At 51.4% G+C, this 15,247-nt stretch carries 18 protein-coding genes; 17 read left to right on the forward strand and 1 reads right to left on the reverse strand.

Annotated elements, in window-relative coordinates; genetic code table 11:
* Window positions 1-26 precede the first annotated feature (26 nt).
* The 6 genes from fapR to rnc all read left to right on the forward strand — a co-directional run bounded on the left by fapR (window position 27) and on the right by rnc (window position 4,443).
* Window positions 27-584: a transcription factor FapR gene (fapR, locus tag BLS58_RS07005; RefSeq protein WP_090397381.1), complete on the forward strand. Its 558-nt coding sequence runs from the start codon at window positions 27-29 to the stop codon at window positions 582-584.
* A 28-nt stretch (window positions 585-612) separates the two neighbouring features.
* A complete protein-coding gene (gene plsX, locus BLS58_RS07010) occupies window positions 613-1,605 on the forward strand; it encodes a phosphate acyltransferase PlsX (RefSeq protein ID WP_090397383.1) in 993 nt (330 codons plus the stop codon).
* A gap of 6 nt (window positions 1,606-1,611) precedes the next feature.
* Window positions 1,612-2,559: an ACP S-malonyltransferase gene (gene fabD / locus BLS58_RS07015; protein WP_090397384.1), complete on the forward strand. Its 948-nt coding sequence runs from the start codon at window positions 1,612-1,614 to the stop codon at window positions 2,557-2,559.
* Window positions 2,560-3,303, forward strand: a complete 744-nt coding sequence (fabG, locus tag BLS58_RS07020; protein WP_090397385.1) for a 3-oxoacyl-[acyl-carrier-protein] reductase — start codon at window positions 2,560-2,562, stop codon at window positions 3,301-3,303.
* Window positions 3,304-3,361: 58 nt separating this feature from the next.
* Window positions 3,362-3,604 (forward strand): acyl carrier protein, encoded by a 243-nt coding sequence (acpP, locus tag BLS58_RS07025; protein WP_090397386.1) that lies wholly within the window; start codon window positions 3,362-3,364, stop codon window positions 3,602-3,604.
* Between the two features lie 77 nt (window positions 3,605-3,681).
* A complete protein-coding gene (gene rnc / locus BLS58_RS07030; RefSeq protein ID WP_090397388.1) occupies window positions 3,682-4,443 on the forward strand; it encodes a ribonuclease III in 762 nt (253 codons plus the stop codon).
* A 53-nt stretch (window positions 4,444-4,496) separates the two neighbouring features.
* Here the strand turns inward: rnc and BLS58_RS07035 are convergent, their stop codons facing one another.
* A complete protein-coding gene (locus BLS58_RS07035; RefSeq protein ID WP_090397390.1) occupies window positions 4,497-4,730 on the reverse strand; it encodes a DUF1128 domain-containing protein in 234 nt (77 codons plus the stop codon).
* 86 nt (window positions 4,731-4,816) lie between these two features.
* Here BLS58_RS07035 and smc point away from each other — a divergent pair, with 86 nt between their 5' ends.
* The 11 genes from smc (at window position 4,817) to ylqF (ending at window position 15,244) form a co-directional block, all read left to right on the forward strand.
* On the forward strand, window positions 4,817-8,410 hold the full coding sequence (smc, locus tag BLS58_RS07040; RefSeq protein WP_176764652.1) for a chromosome segregation protein SMC: 3,594 nt from the start codon (window positions 4,817-4,819) through the stop codon (window positions 8,408-8,410).
* 68 nt (window positions 8,411-8,478) lie between these two features.
* Window positions 8,479-9,468 carry a signal recognition particle-docking protein FtsY gene (ftsY, locus tag BLS58_RS07045; RefSeq protein ID WP_090397394.1) on the forward strand — a complete coding sequence of 330 codons (990 nt, stop codon included), beginning with the start codon at window positions 8,479-8,481 and terminating at the stop codon, window positions 9,466-9,468.
* Between the two features lie 256 nt (window positions 9,469-9,724).
* On the forward strand, window positions 9,725-10,054 hold the full coding sequence (locus BLS58_RS07050; protein ID WP_176764656.1) for a putative DNA-binding protein: 330 nt from the start codon (window positions 9,725-9,727) through the stop codon (window positions 10,052-10,054).
* Window positions 10,055-10,065: 11 nt separating this feature from the next.
* Entirely contained in the window at window positions 10,066-11,421 is a 1,356-nt protein-coding gene (ffh, locus tag BLS58_RS07055) for a signal recognition particle protein (RefSeq protein WP_090397397.1), read from the forward strand.
* A gap of 97 nt (window positions 11,422-11,518) precedes the next feature.
* Window positions 11,519-11,791 carry a 30S ribosomal protein S16 gene (rpsP, locus tag BLS58_RS07060; RefSeq protein ID WP_090397399.1) on the forward strand — a complete coding sequence of 91 codons (273 nt, stop codon included), beginning with the start codon at window positions 11,519-11,521 and terminating at the stop codon, window positions 11,789-11,791.
* Between the two features lie 8 nt (window positions 11,792-11,799).
* The gene (locus BLS58_RS07065; RefSeq protein WP_090397401.1) at window positions 11,800-12,030 is read left to right on the forward strand and encodes a KH domain-containing protein; all 231 of its coding nucleotides are present in this window, start codon (window positions 11,800-11,802) and stop codon (window positions 12,028-12,030) included.
* Between the two features lie 56 nt (window positions 12,031-12,086).
* Complete coding sequence (locus BLS58_RS07070) at window positions 12,087-12,512, forward strand: YlqD family protein (protein WP_090397403.1); 426 nt, start codon at window positions 12,087-12,089, stop codon at window positions 12,510-12,512.
* Window positions 12,493-13,020, forward strand: a complete 528-nt coding sequence (gene rimM / locus BLS58_RS07075; protein ID WP_090397405.1) for a ribosome maturation factor RimM — start codon at window positions 12,493-12,495, stop codon at window positions 13,018-13,020. Before BLS58_RS07070 ends, rimM begins: the two co-directional genes overlap by 20 nt.
* Window positions 13,017-13,733, forward strand: a complete 717-nt coding sequence (gene trmD / locus BLS58_RS07080) for a tRNA (guanosine(37)-N1)-methyltransferase TrmD (RefSeq protein ID WP_090397407.1) — start codon at window positions 13,017-13,019, stop codon at window positions 13,731-13,733. The genes rimM and trmD overlap by 4 nt, the downstream gene beginning before the upstream one ends.
* A 247-nt stretch (window positions 13,734-13,980) precedes the next feature.
* Window positions 13,981-14,325 (forward strand): 50S ribosomal protein L19, encoded by a 345-nt coding sequence (gene rplS, locus BLS58_RS07090; protein ID WP_090397411.1) that lies wholly within the window; start codon window positions 13,981-13,983, stop codon window positions 14,323-14,325.
* Window positions 14,326-14,398: 73 nt separating this feature from the next.
* Window positions 14,399-15,244 (forward strand): ribosome biogenesis GTPase YlqF, encoded by an 846-nt coding sequence (ylqF, locus tag BLS58_RS07095; protein ID WP_090397413.1) that lies wholly within the window; start codon window positions 14,399-14,401, stop codon window positions 15,242-15,244.
* The last annotated feature ends 3 nt before the right edge of the window (window positions 15,245-15,247 follow it).

Here is a 15,247-nt window from a genome sequence, read left to right on the forward strand (position 1 = left end):
AAGTGATAGAAATAGGTGCCAGCAGCATGAAACGAGGGAAAGCAAAACGACAACAACATTTGGAAGAGATGATCGCACACAACCCCTTCATTACCGATGACGCTCTTGCTGAGCATTTTGGCGTCAGTGTACAAACCATTCGCCTCGATCGTTCCGAATTGGGTATTCCGGAAGTCAGGAGACGCATTAAACAGCTGGCCGAAACGAATCATGATGATGTCAGAGCATTGAAGAATGAGGAGATTATCGGAGAGGTCGTGGATTTGCAACTGAATGAAACGGCGATTTCCATCCTCGATATTACGGAGGATCATGTATTCGTTCGCAATGGCATTGCCAGAGGCCACCATCTCTTTGCCCAGGCGAATTCGCTGGCGGTTGCGATCATCGATGATAAGTTCGCGGTAACCGGTCGGGCGAATGTCCGCTTTTCGCGACAAGTCTACGCGGGCGAACGTGTCGTGGCCAAAGCAAGGGTGACAAAAAAACGGGATGAGTGGCCGGTCATTACCGTCGATAGCTACGTCGACCAAACCCTTGTTTTTAAAGGGGAATTTGTAATGTCCACGGGAAAAGAAATGTGAATTTGCTATTAAAGGAGTCAAATCGACCATGAAAATTGCCATTGACGCGATGGGAGGAGACCATGCGCCGAAAGCACAAGTAGCCGGAACATTGGCGGCCGTACGTGCGTTTGAAGATCTTGAGGTGACGCTCGTCGGTGATGAGGAAAAGATCCAACCCCACCTGTCCGGCCATGACCGCATTAAACTGTTACATACGACGAGTGTCATCGAAAACGATGAAATGCCCACCCAGGCTGTGCGACGCAAAAAGGATTCATCGATGGTCCTCGCCGTCAGGGAAGTGCGCGAAAACCGGGCCGACGCTTGTATATCCGCGGGAAACACGGGCGCGCTAATGTCAAGCGGATTACTGCAAATCGGGCGTATTGAAGGCCTGGAACGCCCGGCGCTGGCACCGATGCTGCCAACGCTTGACGGTGAAGGTTTTCTTCTGCTGGATGTGGGTGCGAATATTGAAGCCCGTGCGGCTCACCTACTCCAGTACGGCATTATGGGTGACGTTTATATGCGGAAAGTAAAGAACCGCAAACGACCCAGGGTGGGCTTGCTTAATATCGGAGCCGAAGAAGGCAAAGGCAACGAGTTGACAAAGCAGGCCTATGAACAGATGCAGGATGCTGACTTTGAATTCGTCGGCAATGTGGAAGCTCGCGATGTATTAAACGGAGGTTGTGATGTCGTCGTTTGCGATGGATTTTCCGGAAACATTGTATTAAAATCGATCGAAGGCACGGCGGAATCCCTTTTTTCCATCTTAAAGTCGGAACTGGCCTCGACGATGAAAAATAAAATGGCCGCCGCCGTGTTAAAGCCATCTTTTAAAAATGTCCAGCAGAAATTAAGCTATTCCCATTACGGGGGAGCGGGATTGTTCGGCTTAAAGGCACCGGTCGTCAAAGCTCACGGATCATCCGATCACACCGCCTTCTTCCATGCGATTCGCCAGGCGAGACAGATGGTATCCGAAGAGGTGGCTCATATTATCGCTGCGGATTTGCAGAAACAGAGGGGGGAATGATTCGATATGGGAAAAATTGCCTTTTTGTTTCCGGGCCAAGGTTCACAAGCGCTGGGCATGGGATCGGCAGCTGCTGATGATAGCGAAGCAGCGCAGGCGATTATGACACAGGCCGACGAAACCCTTGGCTTTGACCTTACCGGGATCATGGAAAACGGACCCGAGGACGAACTGAAAAAAACGATGAATGCACAGCCGGCGTTGTTAACCGCCAGTACAGCATCCCTGCAACTGTTCTCCGCTGTCGGTATCCGGCCGGACTACGTGGCCGGCCACAGCCTCGGCGAATACAGCGCCCTCGTTGCCGCTGGCGCTATGGCGTTTCGGGATGCTGTCATGTGTGTGCGCAAAAGAGGCGAATTTATGGAGGAAGCCGTCCCTGCCGGTCAGGGAGCCATGGCGGCCGTGATGGGTATGGACAGGGACGACCTGGAAGCAGTGGTCACCGAGGTGAGCGCGGAAGGTGAGGCCGTGCAGCTGGCGAATTTGAATGCCCCCGGCCAAATCGCGATTTCCGGTTCGGCTGCAGGGGTCAAGGAAGCGGGCGAACGGGCGAAAAGCCGCGGCGCCCGTCGTGTCGTTCCCTTAAATGTGAGCGGTCCGTTTCATTCCCAGCTCATGGCCCCTGCCCGTGAGCAGTTGCAGGATGTGCTGGAACCGATCTCCTTCCAGAACAGCGACGTTCCCGTCGTGATGAACGCGTACGCGGAATCGGCCACCGATGCTGAAACATTAAAGCAAGCCTTAATCACCCAGGTCACTGCCCCTGTCTTATGGGAAGATACCATTCGTTTCCTGCTCGCCGATGGGGTCGATACCTTTATAGAAATCGGCAGCGGCCAAGTGCTCTCCGGTTTGGTGAAAAAAATACAACGGCGTGATGTGCATGTGTTTTCGGTGGAAAGCCGGGCCGATGTTGAAGCATGTGCGGAAGCGATTAAAGGGGGTTCGTAAATGCAAGAAGGAAAAAAAGCGCTCGTCACCGGTGCCTCGCGCGGCATTGGCCGGGCGATTGCCTTACACCTTGCGAAAAACGGCGCGGATGTAGCCGTGAATTACGCGGGAAGTGAACAAAAGGCCTCTGAAACCGCGAAAGAATGCGAAAGCTACGGGGTAAATGCCTTTCCCATCCAGGCTGATGTCGCGGATGAAGAGGAAGTGAAGGCGCTCTTTAAAACGGTCGTCGATTCATTCGGCGGTTTGGATGTGCTCGTGAACAATGCCGGCATAACGCGGGACAATTTAATGATGCGCATGAAAGCCGACGAGTGGGACGAGGTGATGGACACGAATTTAAAAGGGGTATTTCTCTGCTCGAAAGCCGCTGTCCGCCCGATGATGAAGCAACGCGCGGGCTCGATTATCAATATCGGCTCCGTGACCGGCTCCCTCGGAAATCCCGGACAAGCCAACTATACCGCGGCTAAAGCGGGCGTCATTGGATTGACGAAAACATTGGCACGGGAATTTTCTTCCCGGAACATCCGCGTAAATGTCGTCGCACCGGGATTTATCGAGACAGAAATGACGGATGTGCTGGAAGGAGAGCAGACCGAGGCCTTGCTTTCGCAAATCCCCCTTGGCGAACTCGGGCGCCCGGAAGATGTCGCAGAGGCGGTCGGTTTTCTCGCCGACGACAAGAGCCGCTACATGACAGGCCAAACCCTGCATGTTGATGGCGGCATGTATATGCCATAAGTCAGGCTGGTTTTTTCCAGGCAAATATCATATAATCGTTCATAAAGGAGGAAGAAAAATGGCAGAAGCAGAGACGATGGAAAGAGTGAAAAAGATTGTGGTTGACCGTTTGGGGGTCGATGAATCGGAAGTGATCGGAGAGGCAACGTTTAAAGATGATCTGGGCGCTGATTCTTTGGACGTCGTTGAGCTTGTGATGGAACTCGAAGATGAATTCGATATGGAAATCTCCGATGAAGAAGCTGAAAAAATCGCGACTGTCGCTGATGTTGTCAACTACATAGAGGCCCAGTCCCAGTAATCTGATTGCAAGCAAGTTTCACCGTTGGGTGAAGCTTGCTTTCCCATTCCTGCATAAAAGGAGGCAAAAAAGAGGGAATGAAATCAACTTCAAACCGTCGGCAGGGGCAAAGAAAAAACGTACACGTAGATAGCAAGCATAAACAAAAATTTCAGGATTTATTAAACCGGCTGGAATTGACATTTTCTGATGATCAATTGTTGTATCAGGCTTTTACCCATTCATCCTATGTGAACGAAAAGAAGATTGGCGGAGACAGCGATAACGAACGGTTGGAATTTTTGGGGGACGCCGTCCTGGAACTATGCGTGTCCCAATATCTCTATCGCCGATTTCGTACGATGCAGGAAGGGGAAATGACGAAATTGCGCGCGGCTGTCGTGCGCGAACCATCATTAGCTGAACTCGCCCGGGAGTATGATTTTGGCAGCCTCGTCTTTCTCGGCAAAGGAGAGGGCATGACCGGGGGGCGGGAACGTTCCGCTTTGCTCGCGGATGTTTTCGAAGCTTTCGTAGGCGCTCTTTACCTCGATCAGGGGCTGGAGGCCGTCGATACGTTTCTTGAGCGTACGGTTTACAAAAAAATCGAAACCGGCAGCTACACGGATGTGATGGATTTTAAAAGCCAGTTACAAGAGTTTGTCCAACGAGCAGCCGCGGGAAAGGTGACGTATGAGATCGTTGCTGAACAAGGACCGGCGCACAGTCGGGAATTTGTCTCCCGTGTATTCATCGATGGCGATCATCATGGGGAAGGGTCAGGGAAAACGAAAAAGTCCGCAGAGCAACATGCCGCCCAAAAAGCACTGATGCATTTTAGCACAGAAAACGAATCATAACCCCCGGGTGCACACCCGGGGATAGAAGTGAGAAGTGAGAGGTGGGCGGGGGGTTATTTATCGCTTGCGACTTTTATCCTTCCCAACTCGGAAACGAGGGCCTCCATTTCATTGACACTAATGTTTGACTGGCCGGTGACGTAGTCATAAATCTCCTTAATATCATCGTAGTAGTAGAGGTCGTAGGACGCCGGGTCGAGAACAACCGCGTTAACGACTTGCAGGTTTTCCTGCAGTTTTTCAAAAATGTAGTTCAGATTCTCTTCTGTTGCTTCATCAAGGTTCATGGCGAGCCTCCTTTTCTAGTTCTATTGTAGAAGGGATGAGCCTGTTTGAAAAGGTTTCATGGCAAAAAGATTGTGAGGGAGCGCCTTTGCATTTAAAACGACTGGAAGTGACCGGTTTCAAATCGTTCGCCGCTCCCCTGGATATAGATTTTAACGAAGGGATCACGTCGATTGTCGGGCCGAACGGAAGCGGCAAAAGCAATGTGGCCGACGGCATTCGCTGGGTCCTCGGTGAACAATCCGCCAAACAACTGCGCGGGGCGAAGATGGAAGATGTCATTTTTGCCGGAAGCGACTCTCGAAAAAGAGTCAACATCGCCGAGGTTTCCCTGATACTTGACAATGAAGATGAATATATGATGAGCGATTTCAGTGAGATCAGCTTAACCCGCCGCCTTTACCGCACCGGTGAAAGCGAATATTTTTTAAATCGTAAACCTTGTCGCCGAAAGGATATCGTCGACCTGCTCGTCGATTCCGGTTTGGGAAAAGATGCCTATTCCATGATCGGGCAAGGGGAAGTAGACCAAATCCTTTCCTCGAAGCCGGAAGACCGCAGAACGATCTTCGAGGATGCCGCCGGGGTTTTAAAATATAAGTCCCGTAAATATGAGTCTGAGAAAAAACTGCAGGAGACGCTGGACAATCTGAATCGGGTGCAAGACATTTTATATGAACTTGAAGAGCAATTGACGCCGCTGGAACAGCAAGCCTCGACAGCGAAGGAATACTTACAGCACCAGGAAGAAAAAGAACGGTTGGACATCGGGATTCTCGTCCATGACATCGAGGAGAAGCACGCCTCCTGGCAAGAATATAAAGAGTCGCTGGCCGATATCGAAAAAGAATGGCAAACCGAAAAACAGAACCTCGATGAAGAGAAAGGCGCCCTGTCCCGCCAAAAAGAAACGCTTGCTCACCTGGAAAGCGAACTGGATACGCGGCAGAACGAATGGCTGGAGACGAGTGAAGCGCTGCAGCAACAGGAAGGCCATCGCAACCTCATGGTCGAACGAGGCAGCAATGCCCACGAGCGTCTGGACGAGTTGGACCGCAGAATCCGCGAGCTTCAGCAAGCCTGGGAAGAAAAACGTAAGCAACTGGATGAGGAAACCGAAACGCTGAACGAAAAAATAAGCGCGGAACAACAAAATAATGAGCAGCTGCAAGCCATCGAGCAAAGATTGAACAAATCAAAGGCAGATGTGGAAAAAGAACTCGAGGACCTTAAGGGAAAGTATATCGATGCCCTTAATACACAGGCAGCGAGCAAAAATGAACTGCGCTATACGAAAGAGCAACAGGAGAGAATCCAGGGGCGGCTGGAACGGTTACTTTCGCAAAACGAAGGAGAGCAAGAGCGCCTGGAAGACCAGGTCCGGGAAGAAGAAAAGGCTAAGCGGGAATGCGAGGAGATCGAAGAGCGCCTGCAAACTGAAAATCAATCGTATGAACAAGCTCAAACCCATTTGACGGCAGTGCAGGAAGATAAGAATGATGCTGAACAAAAGTTATATGCAAACTACCGTAAAGGTGAAGATGCCCGCTCCCGCTTACAGCTTTTGCAACGCATGGACGAAGAACATGCCGGATTCTATCAAGGCGTAAAGGCGGTTCTGCAAGCCGGGGAAGCACAGAAGCTGGCAGGGATTCACGGTGCGGTAGGGGCGTTGATTGCAACGGAACAACGTTTTGAAAAAGCGGTGGAAACCGCATTGGGCGCGACGATGCAACACGTGATCGTGGAACAGGAGAAAGACGCGCGCCAGGCGATTCAATTTTTAAAAATGAATCGGCAAGGACGGGCTACATTTTTACCGCGCACCGTTATGAAACCGCGGTATATCCCGGGCGCCGTGCTGGACCGATTACGCGGAGATGAAGGATTTTGCGGTGTGGCCGCACACGTGCTTACGGTTGATGAACGGTTTGCGAATGTCATCGAAAATCTCCTCGGCCATGTGGTGCTCGCTGTTGACCTGGAAAGCGGGAACCGCCTGGCAAACATGGTGCAATACCGCAACCGCATCGTAACGCTCGATGGTGAGGTTATTAATCCCGGCGGTTCCATGACCGGTGGCAGCGACAAGCGCAAGGGAATGGAACTGTTAAGTCGGCAACGGGAACAAGAAGAACTGGAAGAAAAGTTAAAACAACTGGACGCGGAAACCGAAAAACTCGAGAAAAATGTAGCCGCTGTAAAGAAGAAAGTAGAAACTGCCGACAAAGCGGTGAGCGATCACCGTCAAACCGTCGACGATCTGCGCACACGCCTGGCGGAGGCGAAAGAAGCCCACGTTCACTTGCAGGCCGAATCGGGTAAAATGAACTCGGAGCTTTCCCTGTACAGGAAGGAAAAGGAATCACTGGAAGCGGAACAAGCCCAATGGGCTGAGCAAATGAGAGACCTGGAGGCGAAAGTAGCCAGGGAAACGGAAGAAAATGAACGGCTGCAGGCAGACATAGATGCGAAGGAAAAAGAAAAGGAAGAGCAGGAAGAATCCGAACAGGCTTTGCAGGAAGAGTTTACCCAGTTGCGCATACAGGCTGCGGCGAGAAAAGAACAAATGGACAGTCAGAGACAAACGGTAGACCGTCTGAAAAGTGATGTTGCCGCTGAGCAGAAAGATTTGCAAGCCGCCACAAAAGAACGGGAGAACCTCGAGCAACGCCTGCAGGAAGTCGAGGGGGGCTCCGACTCTCTCGATCAGGAGATCGAACAGTTAAAGCAACGCAAAAGCGAACTGGAACAACAAATCGATGCTTTGAAGCAACAGCGGGAAGAACAGCAACGCGCGATTGAAAAGAAGGAGCACCAGCTTTCAACGCTGGAAAACCGTGTGGCTGCTGCGGAAGAGAATCGTTACCAATTACAGGTCTCATATCAACACCTCGATATGGAACTGGACCAGCGGCTCGAACGTTTGCAGGCCGATTATGAGATTTCCTATGAAGCCGCCCGGCAACGGCCTTCTTTCGAGGAAGAAACGGTGGAGGACGCGCGAAAACGTTTAAAACTCGTGCAAAAAAGTATTGACGAGCTCGGCAGCGTAAACATAGGAGCTATCGATGAATACGAGCGCGTGAATGAACGCTATCAGTTTTTAACGGAGCAGCAGGCAGACTTAACAGAGGGGAGGGATACGCTCATAACGGTCATCCGGGAAATGGATGAAGAGATGACCCGCAAATTTAATGAAACCTTCGCCTTGATTCGCACGTATTTTCAGGAGACATTTACGGCTATGTTTGGAGGAGGGGAAGCGGATCTCCTGTTGGAAGACCCCGACGATCTATTGGAGACGGGGATCAACATTTACGCGCGCCCGCCCGGGAAAAAACGGCAATCGTTAAGTCTGCTTTCGGGCGGAGAAAAATCCCTGACCGCCATCGCCCTCCTGTTTGCGATCCTGCACGTGCGCCCGGTGCCGTTCTGCGTCCTTGATGAAGTCGAAGCCTCCCTTGATGAGGCAAACGTGGACCGCTTTGCCAATTATTTACGCACCTTTAGCAGCCAAACCCAGTTTATCGTCATCACCCACCGCAAAGGAACGATGATCGCCAGCGACATTTTATACGGCGTAACCATGGAAGAATCAGGCGTCTCCCGCCTCGTATCCGTGAAGCTGGAAGATTACGCCTATGATGAAGCCGAAGGCGTGTTGCAGACAGGCGGATGAGGAGAGTTCGCCGCTAACCGACCCAAGATCGCCGGTAAAAAAATTTTAAATGGAGGACGCGACACTGCATGAACTTTTTCAAGAAACTAAAAGAACGCGTGTCATCACAAACCGATACCGTCACTACGAAATTCAAGGATGGCCTGGAGAAAACGCGCCATTCTTTCGCGGAGAAGATGAACGAGCTGGCGGCGAGATATCGGACAGTGGATGAAGATTTTTTTGAAGAACTGGAAGAACTGCTCATATCTGCCGATGTCGGGGTCCACACCGTCATGGAAGTGACCGAAGAGCTCCGTACGGAAGTGAAACGGCAAAATGTCAAGTCACCCCGGGACGTATTGCCGATCATTAGTGAAAAATTAACCGCCAAACTCGACTATAGCGGCGAAGATTACACCCTGAATATGAATGACGAAGGCATGACGGTCATTCTGTTTGTCGGAGTCAATGGGGTCGGAAAAACGACGACGATCGGCAAGGTCGCCCACCGCTTTAAATCCGAAGGCAAAAACGTCGTCCTGGCGGCAGGAGACACGTTCCGGGCCGGCGCCATTGAACAGCTGGCTGTCTGGGGCGAAGAGGTTGGCGTGAACGTCATTAAGCAGGAAGCAGGCTCGGATCCCGCGGCCGTCATGTACGATGCCATCCAGTCCGCCCGTTCCAAAAAAGCCGACGTCCTGCTTTGCGACACGGCCGGACGCTTGCAAAACAAAGTGAACTTGATGAAAGAGCTGGAAAAGGTGAAACGAGTCATCAGTCGCGAAATACCGTCGGCCCCCCACGAGGTCCTTCTCGTTCTCGATGCAACGACGGGCCAGAACGCGATGACCCAGGCGAAAACGTTTAAAGAAGCCACAGATGTCTCCGGCATCGCGCTTGCGAAGCTGGACGGAACAGCGAAAGGGGGCATCGTGCTGGCGATTCGCAATGAACTCGATATTCCGGTGAAATTCGTCGGCCTCGGCGAAGGGCTTGATGACCTGCAGCCGTTTGATGCCGAACAGTTTACGTATGGGCTGTTCCGGGAACTCGCGGAGGATGACGATCGCGGCTAGAGTTAGGTCATTGGCGACTTAACGAGTTATAGTGGAGACCGTTAGGTCGTCAACCAAGGCTCATGAAGACCTAACGCGTCAAGACGGAAGCCGTTAGGTCGTCATCCAGGGCATATGGCGATCTAACGTGTTATGACGAATGCCATTAGGTCGTCAACGTTTCAGCCAAAGATGTGATCGGAAACCTTGACATTTCAAGGTTTCCCCTGTATCCTTGTAAAGGCATTACACTTAACAGATGAACAAGGTGAAGCCATTGCTGGAAAAAACGATGCGAATGAACGCGCTGTTCGATTTTTATCACCCTCTATTAACCGAGAAACAGCGCAATTATTTACACCTTTACTACTACGATGATTACTCCCTCGGTGAGATTTCCGAGAACTTTAACGTGAGTCGCCAGGCGGTGTATGACAACATCCGGCGCAGTGAACAGGTACTCGAAGAATACGAAGCGAAATTGCGGTTGGACGAGCGTTATCGCCAACGCCAACAGCTCTATCAAAAACTTCGGGAAGAAGCTGACGCGTCAACATCACCTGCTTTTTTTTCCATCATCGACGCATTGGAACGATCTGAAGAATAGGGGGGGACACAATGGCCTTTGAAGGTTTAGCTGAACGATTGCAGGCGACGATGTCGAAGATTAAAGGCAAGGGGAAGGTCAGTGAAGCGGATGTCAAGGAGATGGCCCGGGAAGTCCGCCTGGCGCTCCTCGAAGCCGATGTCAATTTCAAAGTCGTCAAGCAATTTGTCAATCGCATCAGGGAGCGGGCCGTCGGGCAAGAGGTGATGAAAAGTTTAACCCCCGGCCAGCAAGTCATCAAAGTCGTCAATGAAGAATTGACCGACTTGATGGGAAAAGAAGAAAGCAAACTGGCCCAGGCGGACAAAGCCCCAACGGTCGTCATGATGGTCGGTCTGCAAGGGTCGGGGAAAACGACGACCGCCGCGAAGCTCGCCAATCACTTACGCAAGGAAAAGAACCGCAATCCCATGCTCGTCGCCGCTGACGTCTACCGCCCGGCGGCCATCGACCAGTTGAATACGCTCGGGAAGCAATTGGACATGCCTGTTTTTTCCAAAGGCACAGACGCAAACCCGGTAGATATCGTCCGGGAAGGCGTCGAGCAGGCCAAAGCGGAAAACCATGATTATGTGCTCCTCGATACGGCCGGGCGTCTGCATGTGGATGAAGCGCTCATGGAAGAGCTGCAGAAAATGAGCGACGCGGTAGAGCCCCATGAGGTCCTTCTCGTCGTCGACGCCATGACCGGTCAGGATGCGGTCAACGTTGCGGAACAGTTCAACGCGCAACTCCCCGTCTCCGGCGTCGTCCTTACAAAACTGGACGGAGACACCCGCGGCGGTGCGGCTCTTTCCATTCGCGCGGTCACCGACCAGCCGATCAAGTTCGCGGGGATGGGCGAGAAAATCGACCAGCTGGAAACGTTTCATCCCGAACGCATGGCCTCGCGTATTCTCGGCATGGGAGACATGCTGTCCCTGATCGAGAAGGCGCAGACGAACGTGGATGAAGAGCGTGCCAAAGAGCTGGAAAAGAAAATGCGCAATGCCGACCTCACCTTCGATGATTTCCTGGAACAACTGGAACAAGTGAAAGGCATGGGGTCGCTCGAAGATTTACTCGGGATGCTCCCGGGTGCCAGCAAAATGAAAGGCCTAAAAAACATGCAAATGGATGAAGGCCAGATCGACCGCGTCGAGGCGATCGTCCGCTCGATGACTCGGGCAGAAAAGCAGGATCCCAAGCTGATGAACGCGAGCCGCAAGCGCCGCATCGCCAAAGGAAGCGGCACATCGGTCCAGGATGTAAACAAATTGCTCAAACAATTCGAGGACATGAAAAAAATGATGAAACAAATGTCTTCCGGCGGCGGCAAAAAGAAAGGCAAAGGCAAAGGCGGCATGCAAATGCCCTTTATGCGTTGAGAAGGATGGAAAGGAAAAACCCTTTACAAGCCAGGGAAACTTATTTATAATATGCAAATGTGAATATGTGACTACTAGAAAAATGGAGGAATATACAATGGCTACAAAAATTCGTTTAAAAAGAATGGGCTCGAAGAAACGGCCGTTTTACCGCGTCGTCGTCGCGGAATCCAGTGCGCCAAGGGACGGTCGTTTCATTGAAGAAATCGGCACGTACAATCCGCTTACCCAACCCTCGGATTTCAAAGTGGATGAAGAACGGGCGCTTACATGGATGCTCGAAGGGGCGCAACCATCAGACACCGTGCGCAATCTCTTTTCCAAGCAAGGCCTGATGGAAAAAGTTCATCACGCCAAAAACGGCAAGTAGGCCGTTTTATGCTAAAAGAACTCGTCTTAACGATTGCCCGTGCACTTGTGGACTACCCTGATGACGTGGATGTGAAAGAAGAGGAAATCGATGGAATCATCGTCCTTACCCTGTACGTACACGAGGAAGATATCGGGAAAGTCATCGGCAAGAAAGGGAGGGTCGCGAGCGCGATCCGGAATGTGCTAACAGCTGCGAGCCGAAACCAGGGCAAAGTCCGACTCAATATTGCTGATTAGACGGGGGAGGCTCTGCCTTCCTTTTTTCACTCCCTGAATCCAAACGAGGTGAAGCAATGAGAATTGAAAAAAATGTACTCGTTCGCCACGTCCTTACCGAAGATTACCGCGAGAAACTATTAAAAAAAATCGCTTCCGAGAAAGAGCGCCTGAATACCGAAAACGAACAATTGCAGTTCCAGTATCAAAAGCAGTTAAAAGAATCGAATTCCCGCAATAAATCGGCGATTGAATCAAGATTTACGTCCGAACTGAACAAGCGCAGGCAACGGATTGAAAGCTTGAACTTTAGGGAAAGCAAAGTCAAAACCTTGCCGACAGGTTCACTTGTCACCGGTGAAACCGTGAAAAGGTTCACGGATGTCCAGGTCGGAGACCGCTGGGCCACACACCGGCTGGAAGATGAGATTATTATCGAGGATGATATCGTCCGCGAGATTCGTTCCAAAGGAGAAGACGGGGATGACAGCGTCCAACACTGATTATTTTCACGTTGGGAAAATTGTAAATACACACGGCGTGAACGGGGAAGTACGCGTCATTGCTACAACAGACTTTCCCGAGGATCGTTTTGCCGTCTGCTCCGAACTGCGATTCGTAGCAGAAAATGGGGACACGGTTATGCTCGAAATTCAGGCTAAACGCGAACATAAACAATTTTATCTGCTTCTTTTTACAGGCTATGAAACACAAGCGGACGCGGAGACGTTAAAAGGCGGAGATCTGGAAGTCCATGAATCACGGCGTGAACCCTTGCCGGAAGATGAATTTTACTATAATGAAATCATCGGAGCGGACGTTTACGCGGATGACGGTGATCATCTTGGCACGGTGCGCGAAATTCTATCTCCCGGCGCCAATGACGTCTGGGTGGTCGAGCGAGCCGGGAAGGACTTGCTGCTCCCGTACACGTCAGAGGTGGTGCAAGCGATAGACATCGAAAATCGGCGTGTAACGGTGCACTTGTTGGAAGGGCTGTTGGAGGAATGAAGCTTCATTTTCTCACCCTTTTTCCGGAGATGTTTCAGGGGATCACGGCATCCTCGATCTGGAAGCAGGCGAGCGATAAAGGCGCTGCCGAGTACGAGGTTACTGATTTTCGCGCGTATTCGGATAACAAGCACAACAAGGTGGATGATTACCCTTACGGCGGCGGTGCGGGGATGGTGCTGCGCGCCCAGCCGTTGGTCGATGCCATCGATGATGTGGCGAGCAGTGGGCGCGTCATTATGCTCACTCCGCAAGGGGCTCCGTTTTCCCAACAAAAGGCAGAAGCCCTGGCAAAAGAGGAGCAGTTGATTTTTATCTGTGGGCATTATGAAGGCTATGACGAACGCATCCGTTCGGTCGTGAACGAAGAAATATCCATCGGTGATTATGTCCTCACGGGAGGGGAATTGCCGGCCATGGTCGTAGCCGACAGTGTCATTCGTCTACTGCCGGGTGTGCTGGGTAATGAGACATCAGCGCACGAAGAATCATTCACGACAGGCCTGTTGGAGCACCCCCACTATACACGGCCCGCCGATTTTCGGGGCATGGAAGTCCCGGAGGTATTGTTATCCGGCAACCATGCCCATATTGAAGAGTGGAGGAAGAAGGAGACATTGCGGCGGACATGGGAGCGGCGTCCCGACTTGCTTGCAGGGCGCGAGCTGGATGCGGAAGAAACAAGGTGGCTCCGGGAATTTGAAGAGCAATGATGGCGTAGGATCGATAGTAGTGTTTTAATCGGAGGCGTTGGAGCGTGAAACGGACAACGTGTCCTGAAAAAGTATTCCAACCGCAGCTGCTGGCAATGACTCCCGAACGATTCGTGAAATCATTTCTTGCTGAACGGCGTTCCCTATGCTATGATTTATCTTGGCAACACGCTTTTGAATCCGATGTTCCGCTTCGGAAGGAGAAAAACCCCGTAAGAGCATCCGAGAAGAAAGGAGGAAAACTAAAATGAGCCATTTGATACAGGAAGTGAATAAATCACAACTAAAAGATGACGTTCCTAACTTTCGTCCGGGAGATACGGTAGCCGTACACGTGAAAGTTGTGGAAGGTTCACGCCAGCGTGTTCAGGTGTTTCAGGGCGTTGTTTTAAAACGCCGCGGAAGTTCCGTGAGCGAAACGTTCACCGTACGTAAAGCCACTTCCGGCATTGGCATTGAACGGACATTCCCTGTCCACTCCCCTATCATTGACAAAATCGAAGTGAAGCGTCGCGGCCGCGTTCGTCAATCGAGACTATATTACTTGCGGAAACTGCAAGGAAAAGCCGCGAAAGTCAAGGAACTTCGTTAATGATCGCAAGAAGAGCTTGGGCGGCCCAGGCTCTTTTTTATTTAGCTGATAAAACTTTAGGGAGGTGACACACATGACGATCCAATGGTATCCGGGTCATATGGCCAAAGCGACGCGCGAGCTCCAGGAATGGATCAAGCGCGTGGATGTGGTCGTTGAACTGGCCGATGCCCGTATTCCCCAGGCATCGCGTAATCCGGTCCTCAATGATGTCCTGTCCGATCGCCCCAAAGTGCTCGCCATGGTCAAAACAGACATGGCCGATGAAACTGTCACAAAACAATGGCAACAACATTTTGAACAAAACGGGGAAAACGTCGTCCTCATGAACGCGAAGCATAACAAAGGGTCAGGCAAACTCATTCAGGAAGTGAAAAGACTGGCGCAACCGAAAATGCAAGCCCTGCAAAAAAAAGGGATAAAAAAACGCGCGGTGCGCGCTATGATCGTGGGCGTGCCAAACGTGGGCAAATCGACCGTCATCAATCGCCTCGTCGGTAAAAATCAAGCCAAGACAGGAGACAGGCCCGCGATGACACGCGGCAATCATTGGCTGAAAGTGAGCAACGAAATGGAACTCCTCGACACGCCCGGAATCTTGTGGCCGAAATTCGAAGACCAGGAGGTTGGCTATAAACTTGCGATCACGGGCGCGATTAAAGATGAACGCCTCGACTTTCAGGACGTCGTTCTTTATTTAATTCAACAGCTGCAAAAGTGGTATCCGCAAGCACTGGAGGAGCGCTACAACTTGTCCGAACTGCCAAGCGAAGGGGTGGACATCTTTGAAACGATCGGGCGCAAGCGGGGCTGCCTCATCGCCGGCGGCGATGTCGATTTTGACCAGGCGGCGGAAGTGATCCTTCGTGATTTCCGCTCCGAAAAACTGGGTCCCATTTCACTAGAGAAACCTGAATAAAAG

The organism is Natribacillus halophilus (assembly GCF_900100185.1).
GTDB lineage: Bacteria > Bacillota > Bacilli > Bacillales > Marinococcaceae > Natribacillus > Natribacillus halophilus.

Bases quoted from the DNA above. Each gene is read 5' to 3' on its own strand.
- rpsP (WP_090397399.1), top strand. From the start codon at position 11,519: ATGGCTACAAAAATTCGTTTAAAAAGAATGGGCTCGAAGAAACGGCCG.
- ylqF (WP_090397413.1), top strand. From the start codon at position 14,399: ATGACGATCCAATGGTATCCGGGTCATATGGCCAAAGCGACGCGCGAG.
- acpP (WP_090397386.1), top strand. From the start codon at position 3,362: ATGGCAGAAGCAGAGACGATGGAAAGAGTGAAAAAGATTGTGGTTGAC.
- fabD (WP_090397384.1), top strand. From the start codon at position 1,612: ATGGGAAAAATTGCCTTTTTGTTTCCGGGCCAAGGTTCACAAGCGCTG.
- ffh (WP_090397397.1), top strand. From the start codon at position 10,066: ATGGCCTTTGAAGGTTTAGCTGAACGATTGCAGGCGACGATGTCGAAG.
- BLS58_RS07035 (WP_090397390.1), bottom strand. From the start codon at position 4,730: ATGAACCTTGATGAAGCAACAGAAGAGAATCTGAACTACATTTTTGAA.
- rnc (WP_090397388.1), top strand. From the start codon at position 3,682: ATGAAATCAACTTCAAACCGTCGGCAGGGGCAAAGAAAAAACGTACAC.
- fabG (WP_090397385.1), top strand. From the start codon at position 2,560: ATGCAAGAAGGAAAAAAAGCGCTCGTCACCGGTGCCTCGCGCGGCATT.
- ftsY (WP_090397394.1), top strand. From the start codon at position 8,479: ATGAACTTTTTCAAGAAACTAAAAGAACGCGTGTCATCACAAACCGAT.
- BLS58_RS07065 (WP_090397401.1), top strand. From the start codon at position 11,800: ATGCTAAAAGAACTCGTCTTAACGATTGCCCGTGCACTTGTGGACTAC.
- rplS (WP_090397411.1), top strand. From the start codon at position 13,981: ATGAGCCATTTGATACAGGAAGTGAATAAATCACAACTAAAAGATGAC.
- rimM (WP_090397405.1), top strand. From the start codon at position 12,493: ATGACAGCGTCCAACACTGATTATTTTCACGTTGGGAAAATTGTAAAT.
- fapR (WP_090397381.1), top strand. From the start codon at position 27: ATGAAACGAGGGAAAGCAAAACGACAACAACATTTGGAAGAGATGATC.
- plsX (WP_090397383.1), top strand. From the start codon at position 613: ATGAAAATTGCCATTGACGCGATGGGAGGAGACCATGCGCCGAAAGCA.
- BLS58_RS07070 (WP_090397403.1), top strand. From the start codon at position 12,087: ATGAGAATTGAAAAAAATGTACTCGTTCGCCACGTCCTTACCGAAGAT.
- trmD (WP_090397407.1), top strand. From the start codon at position 13,017: ATGAAGCTTCATTTTCTCACCCTTTTTCCGGAGATGTTTCAGGGGATC.